The sequence below is a fragment of the Puia dinghuensis genome (assembly GCF_014642875.1).
In the GTDB taxonomy this organism is placed as follows: domain Bacteria; phylum Bacteroidota; class Bacteroidia; order Chitinophagales; family Chitinophagaceae; genus Puia; species Puia dinghuensis.
Window position 1 is genome coordinate 1 of sequence record NZ_BMJC01000008.1, and the last position, 21323, is coordinate 21323.

Consider the following 21323-nt stretch of genomic DNA (forward strand, 5'->3'; position numbering starts at 1 on the left):
CTATGTCATCTACACATCGGGTTCTACTGGCCGCCCAAAAGGCGTTATGATCGAACACAGGGGTATCGTCAGCCTGGTGAAGGACGACAGCGTCATGCCCCTGGGCCCCGACGACATTCTTTTGTCCACCGCATCCCCTTCGTTTGACGTGGCTCCATTCGAGTTTTGGGCGATGTTGCTGAATGGAGGGTTACTGGTCCTGTGCGATCACGATACCCTGCTGAATGCTTCCCTGCTGAAAGAGGAGATTCGGCGCCGAAAGGTCAATAAAATGTGGTTTACAACCAGTTGGTTCAACCAATTACTCGATCGGGATATAAACCTTTTCCAAGGCCTCGACACCGTCATCATCGGGGGAGAGAAATTGTCTGGTCCACATATATACCAGCTGAGGAAGGCCTATCCACATCTGATCATTCTCAACGGGTACGGGCCTACCGAAAACAGCACCTATTCAACGACGTTTTCTGTCGGGGCAGCATACCAGGGAGGAGAAGTACCGGTAGGGCGCCCCTTTAAGTATCGAACAGCCTACATTCTGGACGACCGGCAACAACTGCTTCCCATCGGGGTCACCGGAGAGATCTATGTAGGGGGCGCCGGCCTGGCGAGAGGCTATTGGAACCAACCCGCGCTTACGGAACAACGCTTTATTCAAGTCCATTTGAACAATGGGGTAAACGCCAGGGTATACAAAACGGGCGACCGGGGTCGATGGTTGCCGGACGGCAACATCGAATACCTGGGACGTCTGGATGGGCAGGTGAAGATCCGGGGACACCGGATTGAAGCCGGTGAGATAGAAGCAGCAATTCAGGGGAGCGGGCTGGTCCGGCAAACGATCGTCACCGTCCGCCTCGGAAAGGACTCCCAGCCGCGGCTGGTGGGATACGTGGTGCCCGATGGGCGTTTTGACCGGCAGGCGCTTCGGGATCACCTGCGGCAATGTCTGCCCGACTATATGATCCCCGTTCAATGGGTGGAAATGACTGCTTTCCCGCTGACGGGGAATGGCAAGACCGACCTGAGACGATTGCCCGATCCGGAGGACGACGCGTACATCCAGGACGGATACCAGGCCCCCCAAAGTGACCTGGAGATCCGACTGGCAGCCACTTGGGAAGAACTGCTGGGAGTGACACCCATCGGCCTTTCGGATAACTTTTTTTCCCTGGGCGGGCACTCCCTTCTGCTTTTCCCTCTTGCCGATCGGTTACGCCGGCTGGGTTATCCCCTGGCCTTTAAAACCCTGCTGGCCCATCCGACTATAGCACAACTGGCCGCTCACCTGGAAAGACAAGAGAAAAAGATCGCCGGCGCCAGGCAGGAAGGGATCCGCATTATGCATGGTTCCGAAGAAGCGCCTCCTCTTTTCCTCCTGCCGGGATCCCCGGGATTTACAGAGCCCTACGAAGTCCTCGCCGGGAATCTCGGAGAACGCTTCTGCATATACGGCGTGGCTTTGAACGAACTTCCGCTCTCGCTGGACATAAGAGGGGCCGTCGACCTGGTGCTGGAGCAGATCCGGCAGGCCCAGCCCAATGGACCCTATCGGTTTATCGGTCACAGCTTCGGAGCCGATATCGCCTTCGACCTCACCCGACGACTCGAAGACAACGGTGCCTGTGTCGACTTTGTAGTCCTGCTGGATGCGTCCGCCCGTAAACCGGACTTGCTGGAACCTGGCGACGGAAGCATCGTCGACCCACGCCTGTCGACCCTCCTCCATGCTTTGCTGGCCAATCACCAATGTTTCCTGCCTCCCGATTGGGCCGAAACCTGGATGCGGGAAACGCGGGAGATGACGAAGGAAGACCGTCTGTCGTTCCTCGTCTATCACATCGCTTCAGCTACCGGGCTGCGCGACAAGCGGTTGCTGCGGGCCCTGCATGCGAGGCTCGTCCATTCGGCGATGCCCTATCAGGCCGTGGGTATGGCAAAGGCGTCACTCATCGTCGTCCGGGCGGAAGAGGAGGATTGGCGCGGATACGGGGAGTTCCTGGGATGGCAGGACCATACCCGCGACGTCCGGGCAATCTCTGCACCGGGCAATCATTCCTCCCTGGTAGACGAAGCAAACGGTCCGCTATTAGCCAAAAGACTGGCGGAGCACTTCCCGGCAGCCAACAGAAACACGAAATCATAAGAAATATGGAATACAGACCTTTGGGCAATAGTGGCCTCTCTTTATCCGTCCTGACATTCGGAGCCTGGGCCATTGGCCCATGGGCCCAGTATCCGACGCCCACCGAAAGCGCCATCGCCGCCTTGCGTAAGGCCCATGAGCTGGGGTTTACATCCATCGATACCGCACCCAACTATAGCCTTGGATTCAGTGAGGAAGTCGTGGCCAGGGTGTTGGAAGACCAGCCCCGCGACCGCTTTCAGCTCTTGACCAAATGCGGGGTGGTCTGGGAAGGCACCCGGGGCGTGTTGCGTTACAAGGACATTAAACACAAGGACCAGCTGTTCGACATATACCACTATTCGGGAAAAGAAAGCATCATCCGGCAATGCGAAGACAGCCTGCGCCGGTTAAGGACCGATTATATAGACTTATACTCCATTCACTATCCCGATCTTACGACCCCCATCGGGGAATCGATGGAAGCATTTATACGGCTCAAAGAACAAGGCAAGATCAGGGCCGCGGGATTGTGCAACCACACCCTGGAAGACATGGCAAAGGCGGAAGAGGTGGCCACGGTCGTATCCCACAAAACCCGCTACAGCATGCTGAACAGACGCATCGAAAGGGACCTCGTTCCCTATTGCCTGGAGAAACAAAAAGGTATTCTCGCCTATAGCGTATTACAACGCGGTATCCTCAACGGGGGGGACGTGCCGAAATTCGTCTGGAAAGATGACAATCCATGGGAGGCCGCTTTGTACGAGGAGGCCAACAGGGCCCGGATTCGTGCTTTCCTCGACAAGCTCACCCCCATTGCATCGGGCTATGGTGTATCCATCCCTCAGCTGGTGATCCGATGGACCATCGACCGGCCCGGTATTACCGTGGCACTGCTGGGCGCCACCAGCCCCGAACAGATCGAACATGACACAAAGGCGCTGGAGATATCGCTCGGTGAGGAGGACGTAAAGACCATCGATGGCCTCCTGGAAGAACTGAGCCAACAATTAGAAGTATGAAATTGCTCCTGTATTTACCCACTCTTTAGCCGTTAACTTTCAGCGTAAAATCAGTAGAAACAGTGGCGCCTGCCGTGTCCGTGGCAGTGATCCGGATGTGGTAGGATCCGGGATTGGCAGGGGTTCCGGAAAATGTCCGGTTGGATGCGCGGAACCGGAGCCAATCAGGCAGCGGGCTGCCGTCTTCCAGCGCAGCGGAGATCTTCAGCGTGTGATTGCCGTCGTCATCCACAAACACATCGGGGGAAATGGTCAGGTGCAACGGGTGACCTGATTGAGCGGCCTGGTCGGCTATGGGTGTCTTTACATAAGGCTCGAAATTGGTATGTCGGAAACGATCCAGCAGGTCGTCAAAGCGCACCCAGTAAATGGCGCAATCCTTTTCGCTTGTTCCGCGAGTATAGAACAGGTACTTGTTATCTGGTGTTACATACTCTCCCCATCGGTGTGCGGGACCGTCATTGATCAATGTACCCAGGCTTTTGGGATTTGTCCAGCTATGATCCTTTTTCCGGTAGCTGATATATAGCTCGCATTGATTATCCTTGGTTTCCTTGGCGCTGACGACCATAAAGGATTCGTCGGTCGCTATAAAAAAATCTCCGTCGAATCCCGGAGTATTCAACGGTACTCCCAGGCTTCGGATGGTCGTATCGGTATTCGACAGTATGGAAAAGTCCCATGCATTCATGTCCTGCATTTTTCCCCATGTTCCATTGCTGCCTACATACCGGTTGCCACTGGCGGTCTCGATGAAATTGTACAGGGCGTAACTCCGCTGCAAATACTCCACAGGAGCACTCCATCCCGTATCCGTACGCTTCGACTGCCAAATAACCCCGGCCTTGCCCCCGCCCGCCAAAAACAACTTACTGCCGTCCGGTGAGAAAGTGGGCGTGGAATAGTGGGCATTCAATAGCCGCGGCCCCTTCCATCCCATTTGGTCATAGATAAAATACTTCAATTTCAGGTCCTTGCCGCTATACCACTGAGTGTTGATGGCATAGTAAACCTCCTTCCCATCCGGGGTAAATGCGATGCGTCCTGTTGTAAAATTAAAATGCCCGGGCTCTGTAAGTAAACCCGGTGCAAATATTCTGGGTGTATCGGAAGGACGGGCCTGGCCAAGATACGCCTCGGGGCTATCCCAAAAAACGGACTGGGTAGAACCCTGTACAGGTAAGGCTAATAAAAAAAGGGCAAACGACAGATATTGGATAAGGTTTACCATACACTATCAAGTTGAAGTCTTATAAAATAAATGTAAGACTTATAATGCAATCTTCCTGATTTTTGATGCTAAATTTTGGATAGCCAGGCATCACTTCTTCCCTACTTCCCTCCTCTTCTCATCATTGGCCCCTTCGAGACTATAAGAAAGAAACCGCTTCATTGTTTCATCGCCTCGATCTCTACCCAGCGTGCCGACATAAGCTTTTACGATGGCGCTAATGGCAAGGGGTGGGTTATCTCTAAAAATAAAATGCCCGCATCCATAAGCAGTAATGCCCTGACGGTTAGGCTGGGCTTGGACAAATTGCCTGTGACAGACTCTCCATCTGGCCGCACTTACGGAATCAGGGAAGTTGATCTCCGAAACCAGATCGATTACCGGAACGGATGCCGGGAAAGGCGTTCTTCTCATGAGTTCCACTGTATTTCGGAGATTTAAACCCATGTAATACCCTGGCAGTTCGATGTTCTCCTTGGTCGCATAAGCCTTTTTTCTTAGGTTGGTAACACTATCGACATAGGCATCTTGAAACCAGCAAACATGATTGGCGTCGATCAGCACGGCTGCTTTCACTGTTGCAGGGTGTCTGGCAGCATACAGCGTTGCGCAAAAGCCACCGAAGGAATGTGCTACCAGCATGATGTTCCCATCATAGCCCAATTTTTTCAGGCCCGTTTCCAGCCCTTCAATACCTTGTACGATCCCATGTTTGTCCAGGTCATGATTACTGGTATCCAGTTCGCTTTTCCCAAAACCAGGGCGGTCATAAGTTATCAGCGTTGCGTGCGTAACATCAGCTATTGGCTTCAAAATACTATCCCAAACAGTTACATCGGCCCCGGCTCCGCCTTCAAACAGGATTGGCATCCCTTTTCCTTTTATGATGTGAAAATAGAGCCGGTAACCCCCCACATCTATTAATGTGTCAATACTCTGGCATCTGCCTGAATTGGCGAGTAATCCCCCAAAAGCAAGTGTCGTAAAAAGATATTTTTTCATATCACTTGGATGCATGATCCCAGGCTTTCCATAAAAATTTACAGGAGCAGCAAAGCAATATTACTTATATACAAGTATCGTTACAGGCATCAGCTGATTTTCGATGCCGCTGATCGAGTTGTGATTGGCATTAAACTCGTCGATATTCGTCACCGCCAGGAGATAGATTCTCGAGCCCACCAAAGAAAGGGTAGTAGGTTTCCGAAAGATGGGATTTCCGATGTCAATGATATTTTCACTGACGATGCTGGTATCTTCTGCGTTCAACCGGTATTGGATAAGTGCATTATCCCTTTTATGGGCAGCAGAATTATAAACCCCATACAGGAGATGGTCCTTATAGGCCAGGCCGTCGAGGTTAAAAGCCATTTCGCTGTTCTGATATCCCGGCAAGGGCGCGAGCTTTTTCGTCATCAGGTCGAACCGCAGGAGTCCATGGCTGTACGTGGCGATATACAACCACCGGTCGCCCGACAGCGCGATGCCGTTGGGATAAGCCGTTAAGGAATCTTTTACGAGGATAGTGATGCTGCCCATTGCCGGATCGACCACATATACGGCGCCAAAAGGCGTATCGGTGAGATAGATCCGGCGACGGACGGGATCGAGTATAAGATCGTTGAAGATATGTCTTGCACCGTCTTTTACGGTAAATTGTTCTTTAAGCACTCCGGTGAGAAGATCGAAGGCGTTCAGCTGCGCGGTATACGATCGGCCTTCGATGTACGTGGATACGGCCCAAAGTAGCCCGCTGTGGGCATCGATCTTAAGCCCTGAAATATCGGTATATCCCGGTAAGCTATCATTGACGTAGGCAAAATCCTTGGACTTTCCCGTGGAGTCGATGACCACTATTTTGTGTTGCGACATGCTGCCGACATAGATGCGTCCGGACCTTGCGTCGACGGCTATGCCTTCAGGGATCAGTTCGCGGGTTGCATTAGCCACGATTGCCTTATACGCCTTCTGTCCCGAAACCGGATTGAAGGAGTTTCCTGCGACCAGGGTAAGTATAGCCAGGAAGATATACCGCAGCATAAGTTAAGGTTGTGGCATGGGAAAGTTAAGTAAAATTACATTTGGATACAACAACCATAGATTCGCTTAAATCTGTTTGTCTGTTGCTGAAGAGCTTTGTGGTATAAAAAACAGACAAATGAAAATTACTTTAACAGGCTCGCTGGGGCACATCGGCAAGCCGCTGACAGAAGAGCTGGTACAGAAAGGACATGCCGTAACCGTCATCAGCCACAATCCCGAAAAAAAGTCCGCCATCGGGGCCCTGGGCGCCACCCCTGCTATCGGCTCGGTAGAAGATGTTGATTTTCTTACGACCGCCTTTGCCGGGGCGGATGCCGTATATACTATGCTGCCGCCGGGCAACTACTTCGACCAGGATTACGACATTTATGCGAAATGCGATCGCCTCGCCAACAACTTTGCACAGGCCATCCGCCAGTCGGGCGTAAAGCGGCTGGTCCACCTCAGTAGCATCGGCGCTCACCTGGAAAAGGGTTCGGGCCTCATTCTTTTGCATCGTCATCTGGAGATTACCCTGGGCAAATTGGCGGATGTCGCCATCACCTTTATGCGTCCCACGGCATTTTACTACAATTTGTATGGCTATGTGCCAATGATAAAGAAAGCCGGATTCATCGCGGCCAACTACGGTGCGGACGACAAGATGGTATGGGTATCGCCGAAAGATATAGCCACCGCCATCGCCGAAGAAATTGTGACGCCGCTGACAGGCAGGAAAATACGGTACGTGGCAAGTGACGAACTCACCTGTAATGAAGTTGCCCATATCTTAGGCGCCGCCATTGGCAAGCCCGATCTGCAATGGATGATCATTCCCGGCGAGCAAATGCAAAGTGGCATGATAGCGGCCGGAATGAACCCGGACATCGTCGCCGGCCTTGTTGAGATGTACGCATGCGTGCATAGCGGGGAATTGGGCGCAGATTATTTCCGCAATCGACCGGCGGTGTTGGGAAAAATAAAGATGACGGACTTCGCAAGGGAATTCGCCGTCGCCTACAACCAAAAATAAGTACCTTGTGATATGGCAGGCGCGCAACCTTATAGATGTAAAACGATCAGCGAATTTCATCAGTTCAGGCAAATGCCGAAGCCTGAGCATCCCTTGATCGGCGTGATCGATCTGACAACCGTCAAGCATATTCCCATCGATGAACCGGTGAGCCTGGTATTTGATTTTTATACTATCGCGTTGAAGAGGAATTTTCCTGCCAAAGTAAGATACGGCCAGCAGGAATATGATTTTGATGAAGGCGTCATGAGTTTTATGTCACCCGGCCAGGTATTTAGAATCGAGATCGACCATAGTGTAGAAATGAAACAATCGGGGTGGATGTTATTGATCCATCCCGACTTTTTGTGGCATACCCCATTAGCGAAAAAAATAAAGCAATACGAGTTCTTCGATTATTCGGTGAATGAAGCCTTGTTCCTTTCGGAAAAAGAAGAAGCGACCATCACCGGGATCATCCAAAACATCGAACAGGAATATCGCGCCAACATCGACAAATTCAGCCAGGACATCATTGTTTCTCAGTTGGAAACACTCTTCAACTATGCAGAAAGATTCTATCAGCGGCAATTTATTACCAGGAAGATTACGAATCATAAGGTACTCGGCCGGCTGGAAGACCTGCTGACGGATTACTTCAACAGCGATGATCTGGCCACAAAAGGGTTACCCACAGTCAGGTATATTTCCAGCGAATTAAACATGTCGCCTAACTACCTCAGCGGTTTGTTAAAAACATTGACGGGCAAGAGCACCCAACAACACATCCACGACAAGGTGATCGAAAAGGCAAAAGAAAAGCTGTCGACCACCGAATTGTCGGTAAGTGAGATCGCATACGAACTGGGATTTGAATATCCGCAGTCGTTTAGCAAATTATTCAAAACCCGGACCAATCTTTCCCCTCTGGCCTTCAGGCAGTCTTTCAACTGATCGCCCACTCACTCCGTCCTCAAACTCTTCACTGGGCTCGCAAGCGCCGCTTTTATCCCCTGATAGCTCACCGTTATAAAGGCAATTCCCAGGGCAACAACCGCGGTCACCGCAAATACCGCCCAACCGATGGTGATGCGATAAGCAAAACCCTCCAACCATCTAGTCATAAAATACCACGCAACAGGCGAGGCTATCAACAATGATAACACCACCAGCCGTATAAATTCCTTTGACAAAAGGAATACTACGCTTTGTGTCGTTGCCCCCAATACCTTGCGGATACCTACTTCTTTTTTTCTGCATTCTGCCGCATAGGCGGCAAGCCCAAACAACCCAAGACATCCGACAAAGATCGCAATCCCTGTAAAGATCAGCAACAACGAACGCAATTTGTCCTCCGCCGTATACATTACTTCAAAGTTCTCATCGAGAAAGGTATATTCGATCGGATAGTCCGGGGAAAATCTGTTCCAGATGGTTTTTACCCGATCGATCGTATTGCCTGCATCACCCGGCCTTAGTTTTACTGCCACCTTCCAGGCGGCCCCGGGAAATATCTGGATGACGGCGGTCTGTACTTTTTCATAAAGGCTCTTGTAGTTGAAATCTTTTACAACCCCGATGATCCGCCCCGTTTTCAATGAATCGGGATTGGATGCTTCCCACGGATGCCACGAAAGCGTTTGACCGATGGCATTCTTCGGCGTCCCGAACCCCAGTTCCTTCACAGCTGTCTCATTGATGATCCAGGCATGATCTTTATCAGTAGGCATCGCCCTTGAAAAATCCCGCCCTTCGACCACCTGCAATCCCAATGTTTTGACATAATCGAAATCAACCGCAAGCTGCGTGGCCGACAGCGTTGTTTTTCTACCGTCATCATCGGTGATTATCTCATCCCCCGCTACAGCGTCGCCCGGGAAACCATAGCCAATGGAGACCGAAGCGACACCCGGTGACTGTAGCAATTCATTTTTGAATGCCTCTCTGTTCTTGAACATGTTGTCCCCTCTCATCGGAAAGAACATGATCTGGTCTTTTTCAAAGCCAAGGTCTTTGTGGTGGAGATAATCCACCTGTCTGAAAACAACGATCGAACTGATGATCAGTAACACGGACAAGGCAAATTGTATTATTACAAGGGCTTGTCGCAACCATCCGGCCCTGCCCGATTGCTGGTTGATGGGCGCCGCACCCTTTAGCACATTGATGGGCTTGAAACCCGAAAGCACCAATGCGGGATAAAATCCGGCGAATAACCCCGTTGCCAGCACCAATGCAAGCAATAATAATAGCGCAGCCGGCTCGGTCAACAGCCCCTCAGGTATATGTTTACCCGTAAACTCGTTCAGCCACGGAAGCAACAAAGAAGCAAGCACAACAGCAGTAAAAGTGCTGATAAAGGCAAGCAGCATCGTTTCCCCGACAAATTGGAAGATCAGCTGTTTTCTGCCGGCGCCGATGGCTTTTCTCACCCCTACTTCCCGGGCTCTTTGCAGCGATCTGGCCGTGGCCAGGTTGACAAAATTGAAGCAGGCGATAAGCAGGATAAAGATCGAGATAATGGTCAGCGCTTTGACATAGGCAATATTACCCCTTTGCGCCACATCGAATTTCAGATCTGCCGAATACAGATGAATGTCCTTCAACGGCTGGAAGAAAGGCTTGTCCGTGGTCTGCGCTTCATCGGGCGATGACTTCGCGATCCTGGCTACTTCATCTTGAAATTTTCTTTGCAGCAGGTGCACATCCGTGCCGGTCTTTAGTCGTGCATAGGTCATAAACTGGTGCCAGCTCCAGTTCTGCAGCCGGGCGGTTGGCAGCTGCAGCGCGGAAAGCGGAACAATATAATCAAACGGTAAATGGAATTTTGGGTCCTTTTCAAAAACACCTCTTATAAGATAGGGTGTTTTGTCCATCGACAATTGCCTGCCTACGGGGTCTGTTTCGCCAAAAAACTGCTTTGCCATTTCCTGTGAGATCACGATGGAGTGGGCATCGTTGAGGGCAGAGATGGCAGAACCATATTTAAAGGGGAGGGGGAGCACATCGAAGAGTGTGGAGTCGGCAAAAAAGCCGTTTTCTTCATCCAGCCGGATGCGACCTGCTTCAAAAAGCGTTTTATGACCCGCCTGCATGATCAACCTGGCGGTCTGCTCTACTTCGGGAAAATCTTTCTTCAGCACCGTGGCAAAGGTGGGCGGAGTGACGGCCAGCTTTTGGGTACCGCTGTTGTTGGAAAATTCGGTGTAGAGCCGGTATATCCGATCATTGCCGGGAACGGATCTGTCGTACTGGCTTTCATCCCACACAAAAAGCCCTATCAGGATGCAGGCCGTGAGGCCCAGGGCAAGCCCTATTATATTAATGGCGGAAAAACTTTTATATCGGACGATATTTCGAAGCGCGATCTTAAAAAAATTACTCAGCATGACGATTGCCTTTAGAAGGGCAATGGATCATAATAAATAATGTGCCAGTGTATAATTTGCTGATTAATACCTATTTGCATTTAGGCCGCTTACAAAAGTGTTCGTTTTTGAACATCGATTGTCCGGCAGCATCATCTATCCAACGGGGAATCTTGATTTTTTTCTATTTTACCGGCCTCAACTAACCAAATGAAAAAGTTCTTTTTGCTCCTCATCGCCTTATGGCTCTTCACCCGATTGGAATGCCGGGCAGACGTTAAATTCGTAGATTTTAAAAAGATCGACCCTTCCGGGCAGTATGTTTCCCAACAACATTTTTTATTGGCCAATCTCGTCTATTATGATCATTGGTCACCCGACTGGGTATACGATGTTTCCAAGGATTCCCTCATCGGGGAATTGAAAACCTGTCTCACCCTGTTTGCGCCACTAAAGGCCAACGTTTATGAGACCGATCTGCTATTAGGTGAAATTGCGCATTATCTCTATAATCTCAATCAACAATCCTATTATGACACAGCAGAAGCGTATTATCTGAAAGCCATTGCGGCCGATGAAAGCGATTGCCGGGGATATTGGTTCCTGGGGTATCACTATTCGCAGTCTGATGAGCTGAAAAAAGGGGTGTCGTGCTTCAACAAAGCGGTGAAACTGGTGAATAGCGCGACGGCAAATGAATTCTGGCAGGAATATGCCTTTGCTATGTATGCGGTTGGAATGCCTTCGCATTGTCGGTATGGACTGGATCACTACCTGAAGGGTGGAGGAAGCAGCCTGATGGCAACGATGATGGATTCGACGCTTAAGATGAAGAGCGTCCGGGCCGACCCTGACAGCTCCTATAGCACCAACGAATTATGGCAACCCGATCGGCAGGGAAAGAAGGTGACGTTTCTATCACGGCCTCTGGGAATAAAATTTGCCGCGGATAGCAATTGGGAGATGCAAATGAATGGCTTTGTAAAAAGGCTTACGGCCGTAGCCATGCAGCCGCCGGTAGTGACCAGCCCGAAAGGCGCCAACATCGGTTTCAGCATTGCCCTGGTGATGCATGTAGCCGGTGAAGGAGAGAAATTAACAGACTTCATGGCCTCCTTTATGAAGATGGGTGGTGTCAGGGACGCTGCTTTCCCTTTCGCGGATAAATTTCCTACAGGTGTTTCTTATACTTTCCAGAATAAAAACCTCTATTCCGATCGGGGAGGCGCCCATATCCACTTCATCGGCATCGAACGTTCGGCGCCGCCCTATCCGGGGATGTCGCTGGAGGACCAGGGCGAAGAAATGAAAGGCGAGCCGGGGAAGGTTAATTTTTATACGCCAAGTATTATCCGGACGCGCTTCCCGGGCAGGATTTTCTATTTGTTCCTCCTGGACACCTGTGAAGATATCCACGAAGTCTCCTGGAATACTTTTAAAGAGGTAGTCAACGGGATGAAGCTCGATTGATCCGCGGGAGCCGCCCCTTTCATGTAGTAATCGATTATTTCGCGCTGAGATAGGCATCCAGCCACCCCATCACCTTTTCCCAGATGTCGGCATTGCCATAGGCAGCCTGGCTTCGCCCGATGAAACCTTCGTCGCGGATGGTGACGAGCGTGCCGTAAGGGGAAGGCTCGAAGCGATAGGTGATGGTGGTTTCGCGGCTGCCCTGGAAGGGATGTTTGTCGAATATCCGCGTCATGACGAGCTTGTTGGGATAGCCGATCTCACAGAATTCGCCAAAGGCATGAACTTCATTGCCGTCAGCTAGTTCGACGGTGACGCTCCATTGTCCGCAGGGCCGGAGGTCGGCCTTCCAGTCCTTTTGAAAATAGAAGCCGGGATATTTCCACCACTTGGTCACCTCGTCAGTCGTAAGGGCATTGAAGACCTGTTCGGGAGTACCGCCGATCTCTGCGACACCGAGGATCATCCCGCCGATGCCGTCGGCCACTGCTTTTGGAGCCCGCTTGGATTCGCTCGGGGCGCGAAAGTCTTTGTTTGTTGTAGTTGACATTTGTTGCTGGTTTTAAGTTCATAACAAAACTAAAACCAGCCACGGCCAAAGGCTTTATTGAAAATGGAGAATTCGCGGGAGGCCCCGGCCGGGGCCTCCCGCCGCAGTGCCATTCTACTCACTACGCAATGCGGCCACCGGATTGGAAATCGCCGCCTTCACCGCCTGGAAGCTGATCGTGACGACGGTAATGACAAGCGCCATCACCGCGGCCATGATAAAAACACCCGGACCAATACTGATGCGATAATCATACTTCAACAACCAACCGTGCAAAAAGTAAAAGGCGACGGGCGATGCGATGAGACAACTGATCAGCACGAGGACGATAAAATCTTTGGACAACAGCATCCACACCTGCGGAATCGAGGCGCCCAATACCTTGCGGATGCCGATCTCCTTCGTACGCTGCTCCGCCGTATAGGCTGCCAGCCCGAAAAGTCCGAGGCAGGAGATAAATACCGCCAGCGTAGCAAAGATGCCTGCCAGCTTCCCGACAAGTACTTCCAGGTTGAACTTGGCGGCATAGCTTTCATCGGCGAAGGTGTATTTGTAGGGATAGGAGGGATTGTATTTCACAAACAGCTTGTTCAGCTGTGCAATGGCGTCGACGGTGCTGATGGATGGGGACAACCGGTACATCATGACATTTCCGGAGTTGTTGGGGGAGTAAACCCACTGGGTCGGGTCGACAGCCGCGAAGGGTGAGAGCATCAGCGCATTTCCCGCTACCCCGACGATCTGCCGGGTGGTGTCCCAGAAGACCGTTTGCCCCACCGGCTGCTTGATGCGCATCTGCCGGATGGCGGCCTGGTTGTAGATGATGCTTTGCGAATCCACAGGATGGAAATCCCTGCCTTCGACGATGGTCATGCCCAGGGTTTTGAAATAGTCGTCCCCAACGATGATCGTACCCATCTCGATGGTCTCCCCGGGATTTTTCCCCGGCCATTTCGCAACATCAGAATGCCAGTAAATATCGGTGGCCGGGCTGCTTGCCGTCGTTACGGCCGAGGCAATGCCCCTTTGCAGGAGTTCATTCTTCAGCGCGGGGTAGTTGTGGTTGAGTTCGTCATTCATCCAGGTCATCAGCAGGCGGTTACTGTCAAAACCGGATGGCCGGTTCCTGGCGTGCTGGATTTGCTGATAAATGATGATCGTACTGATGATGAGAGCGATGCTACAGGAAAACTGGGCGACTACCAGTAGCCGCCGGGGGAGGGTACTCGCTCTGCCGGTCAGTTTGCCGCCTTTGAGGGCCTTCACGGCGTTGAAGGAAGACAGATGAAAGGCCGGTCTGCTGCCCGCGATGAGGGCGGTGAGGAATACGCAGCTCAGCAGGATCAGCCAGAAAATGCCACTGGAGAATGGGATCCGCATCCCGCTTTTAGTAAGTGCATTGAAGGACGGTAGGGCAAGCTCCACCAGTACCAGGGCGAACAGGAAGGAAAAAAAGGTAAGCAGCAGGGATTCCGCCAGGAATTGAATGATCAGGTCTTTGCGCTGCGACCCGATGGCCTTTCTCACGCCCACTTCCCTTGCTCTTTTCTCCGACCGGGCCGTCGTGAGGTTGATGAAGTTGATGCAGGCTATAAGCAATACCAGCGCGCCGATGAAGGTGAACATCCGGACATAGTCCAGGAAGCCGCCCGTCTCTTTGCCATTGATATAATTATCATACAAGTGCCAGTTGGTCATCGGTTGGAGCACGACCTCGGAAAGCATGGCGTTGGAGCTATTCGTCTCCGTCTTCTCGATGTCCTTTATTTTGGGCGCCACCTGGGCGTAGGATATGCCGGGCCTTAGCTTGACGTATTGCGAGAAACCATTGTTCCCAAACGAATTCATGCCGCCATTGGTGTAATAATTGTGCACCTTGGCCGAATAGCTGAACGGAATGACATAATCGAATTGAAAAGTAGAGTTATGAGGAACGTCTTTCAGGATGCCCGTTACTTTGAGGTTATCCCTGTTGTCGATGCGCACCGTTTTGCCGATGGGGTCTTCCTTACCGAACAGAGCCGTGGCTGTCGATTGCGTTAGTACGATGGAGTAGGTTTCCTTCAACACCGTGCCTGCATTGCCCTGCACAAGGGGGAAGGGAAACATTTTTAGGAAATCGCTGCCGATCTGTATCCCTTCCAGATAAAATTGATGGTTATTCACCAGCAGTACATGGTGCTGGTTGCCATCGGTCTCCGCCACGTATTCGATCTCGGGTATCTGCTTGCGCAGGACATCCGCGAGTTTGAGGGAAGTGCTGGTGAAATTCAGGGTCTCGCCGTTGCTGTTGAAATTCCTTCTCACGCGGTAGAGCCGCTGGTAGTCCGGAAGGAACCTGTCGTAGGAATATTGATCGTATACCCAGAGACCGATAAGCAGAGCGACGGCCATGCCAATGGCGAGCCCCGAAATATTCAGCGCGCTGTATCCTTTTGTTTTTACCAGATTGCGCCAGGCAGTGAGAAAGTAGTTCTTTATCATAAACCCTTTCCACCAAAGCTGGTGCCTGTTTTATAATAAATTGGATTTCAGCCAGGGAAGGGGACGGCTGCGGTTATGCATGTACGGATTCGATACAGGGAATGCCCGCCGGCGGGCATGGGACCACCCACCGGCAGGCCCCGAATGATTTTAATGCACTGCTGCTTGCACCTCTGGTTGTTTGCCAATTGCTTCCTGCAATTTCGACTCCAGATCGGATATCTTCTTCTGATGTTTTTCGATCTTGTTCCGTATGCGGGCGATCTTCCGATCTTTCACCGACTCCTTGACATCTGAAGCAGCTTCTTTCGCTTTTTCCTTCCACTCGGCAAGGGTCTCTTTCCGCTTTTCTTTAAGGTCAGCAATTTTTTTATCGATCTTGGCCTTTTTGTCTGCGGCGGCTGTTTTCAACTTTGCCCTTTGTTCGGCAATGTCTTCGTCCAGCTGGTCGAGTTCTTCGTCGGAATACTTGTCCAGCTCGTAGTTGACCTCGCTCCTTGTCAGTGTGGCGCCCAGGGGATTGAGCGAATCGTCGATGAAGATATTGTTATCCTCTTCAACTTCGGCGATGATGGCTATCGTCCCTGGCTGAAGGTGATCCGCCGCTTTGGAAACAAAATCCTCGGCGAAACCATAATCATCTACTTCCATGGCCGCACCGGCCAGTGTTCCCGTGAGCATGCCCGCAAGCATACCTACCGGTCCGGCGAGCGCGCCGATCAATGTGCCAATAGTCATGCCCGATAGTGTCGTCAGACCCTCGGTAGTGTCGGTCTGCACCAGTTCCGTTGTTCCATCGGCTTTTTTCCTGACGAGGACTCTCTCGTAGATGGTGATGTCCCCGATAGTTTCCAGCTCATTCAATTTTTGCGAAGCTTCAATGGCTTGTGTGTCCTCCTTGAAGGAGGCGATGATAAGATTTGTCATCAGTATAGATTTGAAAAGGTGAGACAGAAAGTTACTATAATAAATCGGGCGATTTGATGGAATGTGCAAAAAGTTTGAAATTTGCAAAGAGGTCGATAACTCCCAAAAATCACCGCTATGCCATTTGCAACGCAAACCCTGGAGGAATTCTACCGCAGCAGTCTTTGCAGTCCAAAGCAGACTGACGCCGGTCACCATTTTAATGTGGCGGACATTGCCGAACGGCTGCAATCGGGACAACTATATCCTACCTACATCAGGCGGGATTTTTATAAGATCATGTTGTTCAGGGGTGATGCGCAATTTCATTTCGGGGATGAAACCATAGCCATCAGCGGCGATAGCCTGTTGTTCTTCAATCCCCGGGTGCCCTATACCTACGCGTCTTTACCGGCGAACGCCCGCGGATACTTTTGCGTCTTCAAGGAAGATTTTTTCAAGGAAGATTTGAGGATCAACCTTGACGAAGTGCCGCTGTTTCTTCCCGGCGTCAAGCCGATCTTCTCCCTGGACCCCGGACAATGCGAAGAGCTGAGCCGCCTTTTCAGAAAAATGCTGGCCGAACTGAACAGTACCTATACCTATAAATATCAGCTGATCAGGGCCTATGTCACCGAGATCATTTATTTCGCCATGAAGCTGGCGCCGCTGACTTACAGACCCGCGGATACGAATGCTTCGGCACGGATTACGGCTGTCTTTCTTGAACTGCTCGACCGCCAGTTTCCCGTAGAATTGTCGGGCCGCCGCCTCCTGTTGCGCACCCCCAAGGATTTTGCCGACAAGCTCGCCATTCATATCAATTACCTCAACCGGGCCGTAAAAGCCCAAACCGGCAAAACGACAAGCGAGCATATTTTCGACCGGCTGGCGGCGGAGGCAAAGGCGATGCTCAGACATACCGATATGAACATCGCAGAAGTGGGGTACAGCCTTGGTTTCCAGGACCAGGCGCATTTCAATAATTTTTTCAGGAAGCGGGTGCATATGAGTCCCTCTGCGTTTCGGTTGGCGGACACCACCGCCCCGGCCGCGCCCGCGCTATAGATCAGGGCTTGGTTTGAATTTTACAATTAATGGTTTGCATCGCACAAGGTGGCCGGTTACACCCATCGTAATTTTGTGTATGCAAAAACAACAACCTATTCCTTCCGGCTTTGGCGCCGCCTCTACAGCCGGTGAGGTTATCAAAGGAATCGATCTGTCGGGAAAGACAGCTATCGTCACGGGCGGCTATGCAGGCATCGGCCTGGAAACTACGCGGGTACTGACGGCCGCTGGTGCGAAGGTGATCGTCCCCGTGCGGGACATGGCCAAGGCTGAGCAGGCGTTGAAGGGAATCGCAGGCGTAGAGATGCACCAGATGGATTTGTTTGATCCTGCATCGATAGATGCCTTTGCCGCCGCCTTTTTATCCACCGGCCGGCCCCTGCATATCCTGGTGAACAATGCCGGTATCATGGCGACACCGCTCGTGCGGGATGTGCGTGGTTATGAATCGCAGTTTGCCACCAACCATCTCGGGCATTTTCAATTGGTGGCGCGATTGTGGCCGGCGCTGGTAAAGGCCGGCGGTGCACGTGTCGTGTCAGTCTCATCCTGGGGCCATCGCTTTTCGCCGGTGGATTTTGATGACCCGAATTTTCTACACCGCCCTTACGATCGTTGGCTGGCCTACGGCCAGTCAAAGACAGCCAATGTCCTTTTCGCGGTAAAGCTGGATGAAGTGGGCAAAGCGGCAGGTATCCGTGCCTTTTCCCTGCATCCCGGCACTATCGTGGGTACCGACCTGAGCCGTCATATTTCCCTCGACGATCTCCGGAGAGCGGGGGCACTCGATGAGAACGATCAACCCATCCTCGATCCGTCGCGGGGGTTAAAGACCGTAGAGCAGGGCGCGGCAACCAGCGTCTGGTGCGCCACCAGTCCACAGCTGGAAGGGAGGGGTGGCGTCTATTGCGAGAATTGCGATATCGCACCGCTGATACCCGCTGACAAGGAAGAGGAGATGCATAAAATAAGCCGGCCCATCGGTTCGCAGGCTCTTGGAGTCTTCTCATATGCAGTGGACCCCGTAGCCGCCGACCGGCTTTGGAAATTAAGCGAGACGCTGACAGCCGTAAAGGCCCTCGGTTAATATCCCGGCGAATGTCGGATTTACCCTGCTAAGTTGACGTTTTTACCTTCCCGGGGTGTCAATTTTTTTGGTATGTTTGCTAAAGATTTAATCAAAGGACTTATCCATATGCAAACATCCAACAAAAAAGCAGCCATCGGATTTATCTTCGTCACCTTACTCATCGACGTAATGGGGTGGGGCCTCATCATCCCCGTGATGGCCGATCTCATCTCCAAATTGAAAGGAATACCCCCTAACGAAGCCAGCCCGTATGGGAGTTATCTGCTCGCGGCATTTGCGGTTACGCAGTTTTTGTTTGCGCCCGTCATCGGCAACCTCAGTGATAGATTTGGCCGCCGGCCCATTCTGCTCTTTTCCCTGCTGGGCTTTGGCATCGATTATATTATCCTGGCGCTGGCGCCGGCGTATGGTTGGTTGTTCATCGGCCGGGTGATCGCCGGTATCACGGGGGCAAGTTTTACTACGGCAAGCGCCTACATCGCGGATGTAAGCACCGACCCCTCTGAGCGGGCAAAGAATTTCGGGATGATCGGCGCCGCCTTCGGACTTGGTTTTGTGCTCGGCCCTGCTCTTGGGGGCGTGTTGGCCACCTGGGGAATAAGGGCGCCGTTTTGGGGTGCCGCGATACTTTGCCTGCTCAACTGCCTCTATGGGTATTTCATCCTGCCGGAATCCCTGAGCAAAGAGAACCGCAGACCCTTCGACTGGAAACGCGCCAATCCCTTTGGTTCCTTGAAATTCCTTAGCTCGCACCCGGAGATCGGGGGACTGGCCATTAGCTTTTTCCTCATCTATCTGGCTGCGCAGTCAGTGCAGGGCAACTGGAATTTCTTCACCTCCTACCGGTTTGGTTGGGGACCAAAAATGATTGGCATTTCCCTGACGGTCGTCGGCGTACTGGTTGGCGGCGTGCAGGCCGGACTGACGCGGGTGGTAAATCCCAAGATCGGCAATGAAAAAAGCATCTATATAGGATTGTCGCTGTATACGGTGGGTCTGGTGCTGTTTGGGTTTGCCAGCCAAAGCTGGATGATGTTCGCTTTCCTGGTGCCGTATTGTCTTGGCGGTCTTGCCGGTCCGGCGTTGCAATCTGTCATCTCGGGACATGTTCCGCCCAATCAACAGGGTGAATTACAGGGCGCGCTGACAAGCCTGATGAGTTTGACGACGGTCATCGGTCCGCTGATCATGAGCAACATCTTTGCCTACTTCACCAGTAGCAAGGCGCCGTTCTATTTTCCCGGGATGCATTTCCTGCTTGGCGCCCTGTTCATGCTGATGGCCACGATCATCGCCAACCGCGTGCTGAGCCGGGAGAAACGGGCGGCCCTCACTACAGCTGAACGCCCTCGATAAACCTAAGGGTTTGCCGGACGGTCCCGTCATCGTCGTAGAGGATCATCGTCCCATTGCCATTCTTTAGCGTTCCCGGGTTGCGCTTCTGGCCATCAGCGGTATAGTTGGCGATCGCAGTCCACGGTTTACCGTTTTTATATTCAGCTTCGGACCAGATTTTGCCGGAAGGATAATAATAACGCCGGATGCCGATTAGCGCACCGTCCTTCAACGTGACTTCGTCCTTTACGATGCCCGAGGGATAAAATACCTTAGCCGCACCATTGGGAGCATTGTTGACAAAAGTGATCTCACGCTCGAGGGTGTCGGGCGGAGAGTATTTCCTCAAAATGTAGTTGGCCCTGCCGTTGGAGTATTGCCTTTCTTCGACAATGGACTTTCCATCGATCCAGTAGGTTCTGCTGAGCCCGTCGAGACTGTCGTTGCTATAGTGCTGGACGTTGTTCAGCTTTCCTGCCAGCGTATAGGTACGCCATTCGCCATTGAGCTTATTGGCCTTGAAGGTTTGTTCATACAGCTTATACCTTTTCTTATGATCGAGGCTATCTATGAGGGAGAACGTAAATACGCCCTCCCGTTGGTTATTTTGATACTCGCCCTCGATGCACAGCAAGGCTTTAGTCCCATACTTGATGTAGGTGGTATGATTGTCGTCGAGGTCCATGATACCAACCTGGCCAAGGAGATAGGTTCTCGTAAAGCCACTTTTTGGCACTATCGGGACAAATTCTTTTGGGTCTTCCTCGCGGACAAAATGTTTTTCGGTATAGGCCGGCTGTTGCGCGGCAACGGACAGCAGAATAAATGTGGCTGGTAAAGACAGTAGGAGTTTTTGCATCCTGTAAAATAGCCAAATTTCGAAGATATCAGAACAACGGTTTCGTATTCGCGAAACTATCCTAAAAATGAGTAGGTATCTGCTCCCTTATCCGCCGGGTTATCTCAGCGATCTCCCCCATACCGTCGATATCGACAACGGGAAGCAGGGTTTTCATATAAGCAATCGCCGGCAGGGTCGCGGTTTCAAAGATGTGGAGGCGCTTCAGGTGAGTCGCCGGGTCCTTATCGTCTTCCCGGCTGGAGTCCGCCGCCCTTTTCAATGCCCTGGCGAGCAACTCATCATGCGCCACGTCAATATTGATGACAAGCCGAATCTGCTGTTTCTTTTCCTTTACCAATTCCAGCAGATCGTCCACCTGGGGATTTGTCCGCGGATAGCCGTCCAGGATGACCCCCTTCCTATCCTTGTTTTCATCGAGGATCTGGCCGAATAGGGTTTTCATGATCGAGTCGGGAACCAGGTCACCCTTTTCCTCATACTGCGACATGATCTGCCCGATCTTCGTGTGGTTCGCTTTTTCCTGACGGCACCGGTCGCCCGTCGAAAGGTGGGTAAAGTGTAGAATTTTGCTAATGATCTCGCATTGAGTGCCTTTTCCGGAATAGGGTGGTCCTGTGACGATGATGATGTTCATGTGTGGTTTATTGCCTGGCGGCCGCAAAGATACGGACATCCGGTGTATCAAAAACGAACGACATTCTTCGTAGATGTAAACATAAGGCGTTGATCCATATCATAATACCGATCTGGCACTGCATTTGGCGCTCGAAAC

At 51.7% G+C, this 21323-nt stretch carries 17 protein-coding genes; 8 read left to right on the forward strand and 9 right to left on the reverse strand.

Annotation, left to right across the window (positions count from 1 at the left end):
- Together IEY39_RS28010 and IEY39_RS28015 are read left to right on the forward strand one after the other, a co-directional pair.
- The coding region (locus IEY39_RS28010) for an AMP-binding protein (RefSeq protein WP_188937899.1) at nt 1-2146 on the forward strand (2146 nt) is incomplete at its 5' end.
- 5 nt (nt 2147-2151) lie between these two features.
- Nucleotides 2152-3150, forward strand: coding sequence for an aldo/keto reductase (locus tag IEY39_RS28015; protein ID WP_188937901.1), 999 nt, complete (start codon nt 2152-2154; stop codon nt 3148-3150).
- Nucleotides 3151-3175: 25 nt separating this feature from the next.
- On the opposite strand, the gene IEY39_RS28020 is transcribed toward IEY39_RS28015, so the two are convergent.
- The 3 genes from IEY39_RS28020 to IEY39_RS28030 form a co-directional block, all read right to left on the reverse strand.
- Nucleotides 3176-4381 carry a putative Ig domain-containing protein gene (locus tag IEY39_RS28020; RefSeq protein ID WP_188937903.1) on the reverse strand — a complete coding sequence of 402 codons (1206 nt, stop codon included), beginning with the start codon at nt 4379-4381 and terminating at the stop codon, nt 3176-3178.
- Between the two features lie 90 nt (nt 4382-4471).
- Entirely contained in the window at nt 4472-5383 is a 912-nt protein-coding gene (locus IEY39_RS28025; RefSeq protein ID WP_188937905.1) for an alpha/beta fold hydrolase, read from the reverse strand.
- Nucleotides 5384-5443: 60 nt separating this feature from the next.
- Nucleotides 5444-6421, reverse strand: coding sequence for an SMP-30/gluconolactonase/LRE family protein (locus tag IEY39_RS28030; protein ID WP_188937906.1), 978 nt, complete (start codon nt 6419-6421; stop codon nt 5444-5446).
- Between the two features lie 118 nt (nt 6422-6539).
- On the opposite strand from IEY39_RS28030, the gene IEY39_RS28035 reads away from it, so the two are divergent.
- Nucleotides 6540-7436 (forward strand): NAD(P)H-binding protein, encoded by an 897-nt coding sequence (locus IEY39_RS28035; protein ID WP_188937908.1) that lies wholly within the window; start codon nt 6540-6542, stop codon nt 7434-7436.
- Between the two features lie 12 nt (nt 7437-7448).
- The gene (locus IEY39_RS28040; RefSeq protein WP_188937910.1) at nt 7449-8369 is read left to right on the forward strand and encodes a helix-turn-helix domain-containing protein; all 921 of its coding nucleotides are present in this window, start codon (nt 7449-7451) and stop codon (nt 8367-8369) included.
- A gap of 8 nt (nt 8370-8377) precedes the next feature.
- Here IEY39_RS28040 and IEY39_RS28045 read toward each other — a convergent pair whose 3' ends face one another.
- Nucleotides 8378-10804, reverse strand: coding sequence for an ABC transporter permease (locus tag IEY39_RS28045; RefSeq protein ID WP_188937912.1), 2427 nt, complete (start codon nt 10802-10804; stop codon nt 8378-8380).
- 189 nt (nt 10805-10993) lie between these two features.
- On the opposite strand from IEY39_RS28045, the gene IEY39_RS28050 reads away from it, so the two are divergent.
- On the forward strand, nt 10994-12253 hold the full coding sequence (locus IEY39_RS28050) for a tetratricopeptide repeat protein (protein ID WP_188937914.1): 1260 nt from the start codon (nt 10994-10996) through the stop codon (nt 12251-12253).
- Nucleotides 12254-12287: 34 nt separating this feature from the next.
- Here the strand turns inward: IEY39_RS28050 and IEY39_RS28055 are convergent, their stop codons facing one another.
- The 3 genes from IEY39_RS28055 to IEY39_RS28065 form a co-directional block, all read right to left on the reverse strand.
- Entirely contained in the window at nt 12288-12803 is a 516-nt protein-coding gene (locus IEY39_RS28055) for an SRPBCC family protein (RefSeq protein ID WP_188937916.1), read from the reverse strand.
- A gap of 114 nt (nt 12804-12917) precedes the next feature.
- On the reverse strand, nt 12918-15287 hold the full coding sequence (locus IEY39_RS28060; protein ID WP_188937917.1) for an ABC transporter permease: 2370 nt from the start codon (nt 15285-15287) through the stop codon (nt 12918-12920).
- 150 nt (nt 15288-15437) lie between these two features.
- On the reverse strand, nt 15438-16214 hold the full coding sequence (locus IEY39_RS28065; RefSeq protein WP_188937919.1) for a DUF1269 domain-containing protein: 777 nt from the start codon (nt 16212-16214) through the stop codon (nt 15438-15440).
- 117 nt (nt 16215-16331) lie between these two features.
- Here IEY39_RS28065 and IEY39_RS28070 point away from each other — a divergent pair, with 117 nt between their 5' ends.
- The 3 genes from IEY39_RS28070 (at nt 16332) to IEY39_RS28080 (ending at nt 19710) form a co-directional block, all read left to right on the forward strand.
- Nucleotides 16332-17261 (forward strand): helix-turn-helix domain-containing protein, encoded by a 930-nt coding sequence (locus IEY39_RS28070; RefSeq protein ID WP_188937921.1) that lies wholly within the window; start codon nt 16332-16334, stop codon nt 17259-17261.
- Nucleotides 17262-17340: 79 nt separating this feature from the next.
- Nucleotides 17341-18351, forward strand: coding sequence for an oxidoreductase (locus IEY39_RS28075; RefSeq protein ID WP_188937923.1), 1011 nt, complete (start codon nt 17341-17343; stop codon nt 18349-18351).
- A 108-nt stretch (nt 18352-18459) separates the two neighbouring features.
- On the forward strand, nt 18460-19710 hold the full coding sequence (locus tag IEY39_RS28080) for a TCR/Tet family MFS transporter (RefSeq protein WP_188937925.1): 1251 nt from the start codon (nt 18460-18462) through the stop codon (nt 19708-19710).
- Here IEY39_RS28080 and IEY39_RS28085 read toward each other — a convergent pair.
- Both IEY39_RS28085 and IEY39_RS28090 read right to left on the reverse strand, forming a co-directional pair.
- Nucleotides 19688-20548 (reverse strand): toxin-antitoxin system YwqK family antitoxin, encoded by an 861-nt coding sequence (locus IEY39_RS28085; protein WP_188937926.1) that lies wholly within the window; start codon nt 20546-20548, stop codon nt 19688-19690. The two genes, IEY39_RS28080 and IEY39_RS28085, sit on opposite strands and share 23 nt — an antisense overlap.
- Before the next feature lie 61 nt (nt 20549-20609).
- Nucleotides 20610-21185: an adenylate kinase family protein gene (locus IEY39_RS28090; RefSeq protein WP_188937928.1), complete on the reverse strand. Its 576-nt coding sequence runs from the start codon at nt 21183-21185 to the stop codon at nt 20610-20612.
- Between the last annotated feature and the right edge of the window lie 138 nt (nt 21186-21323).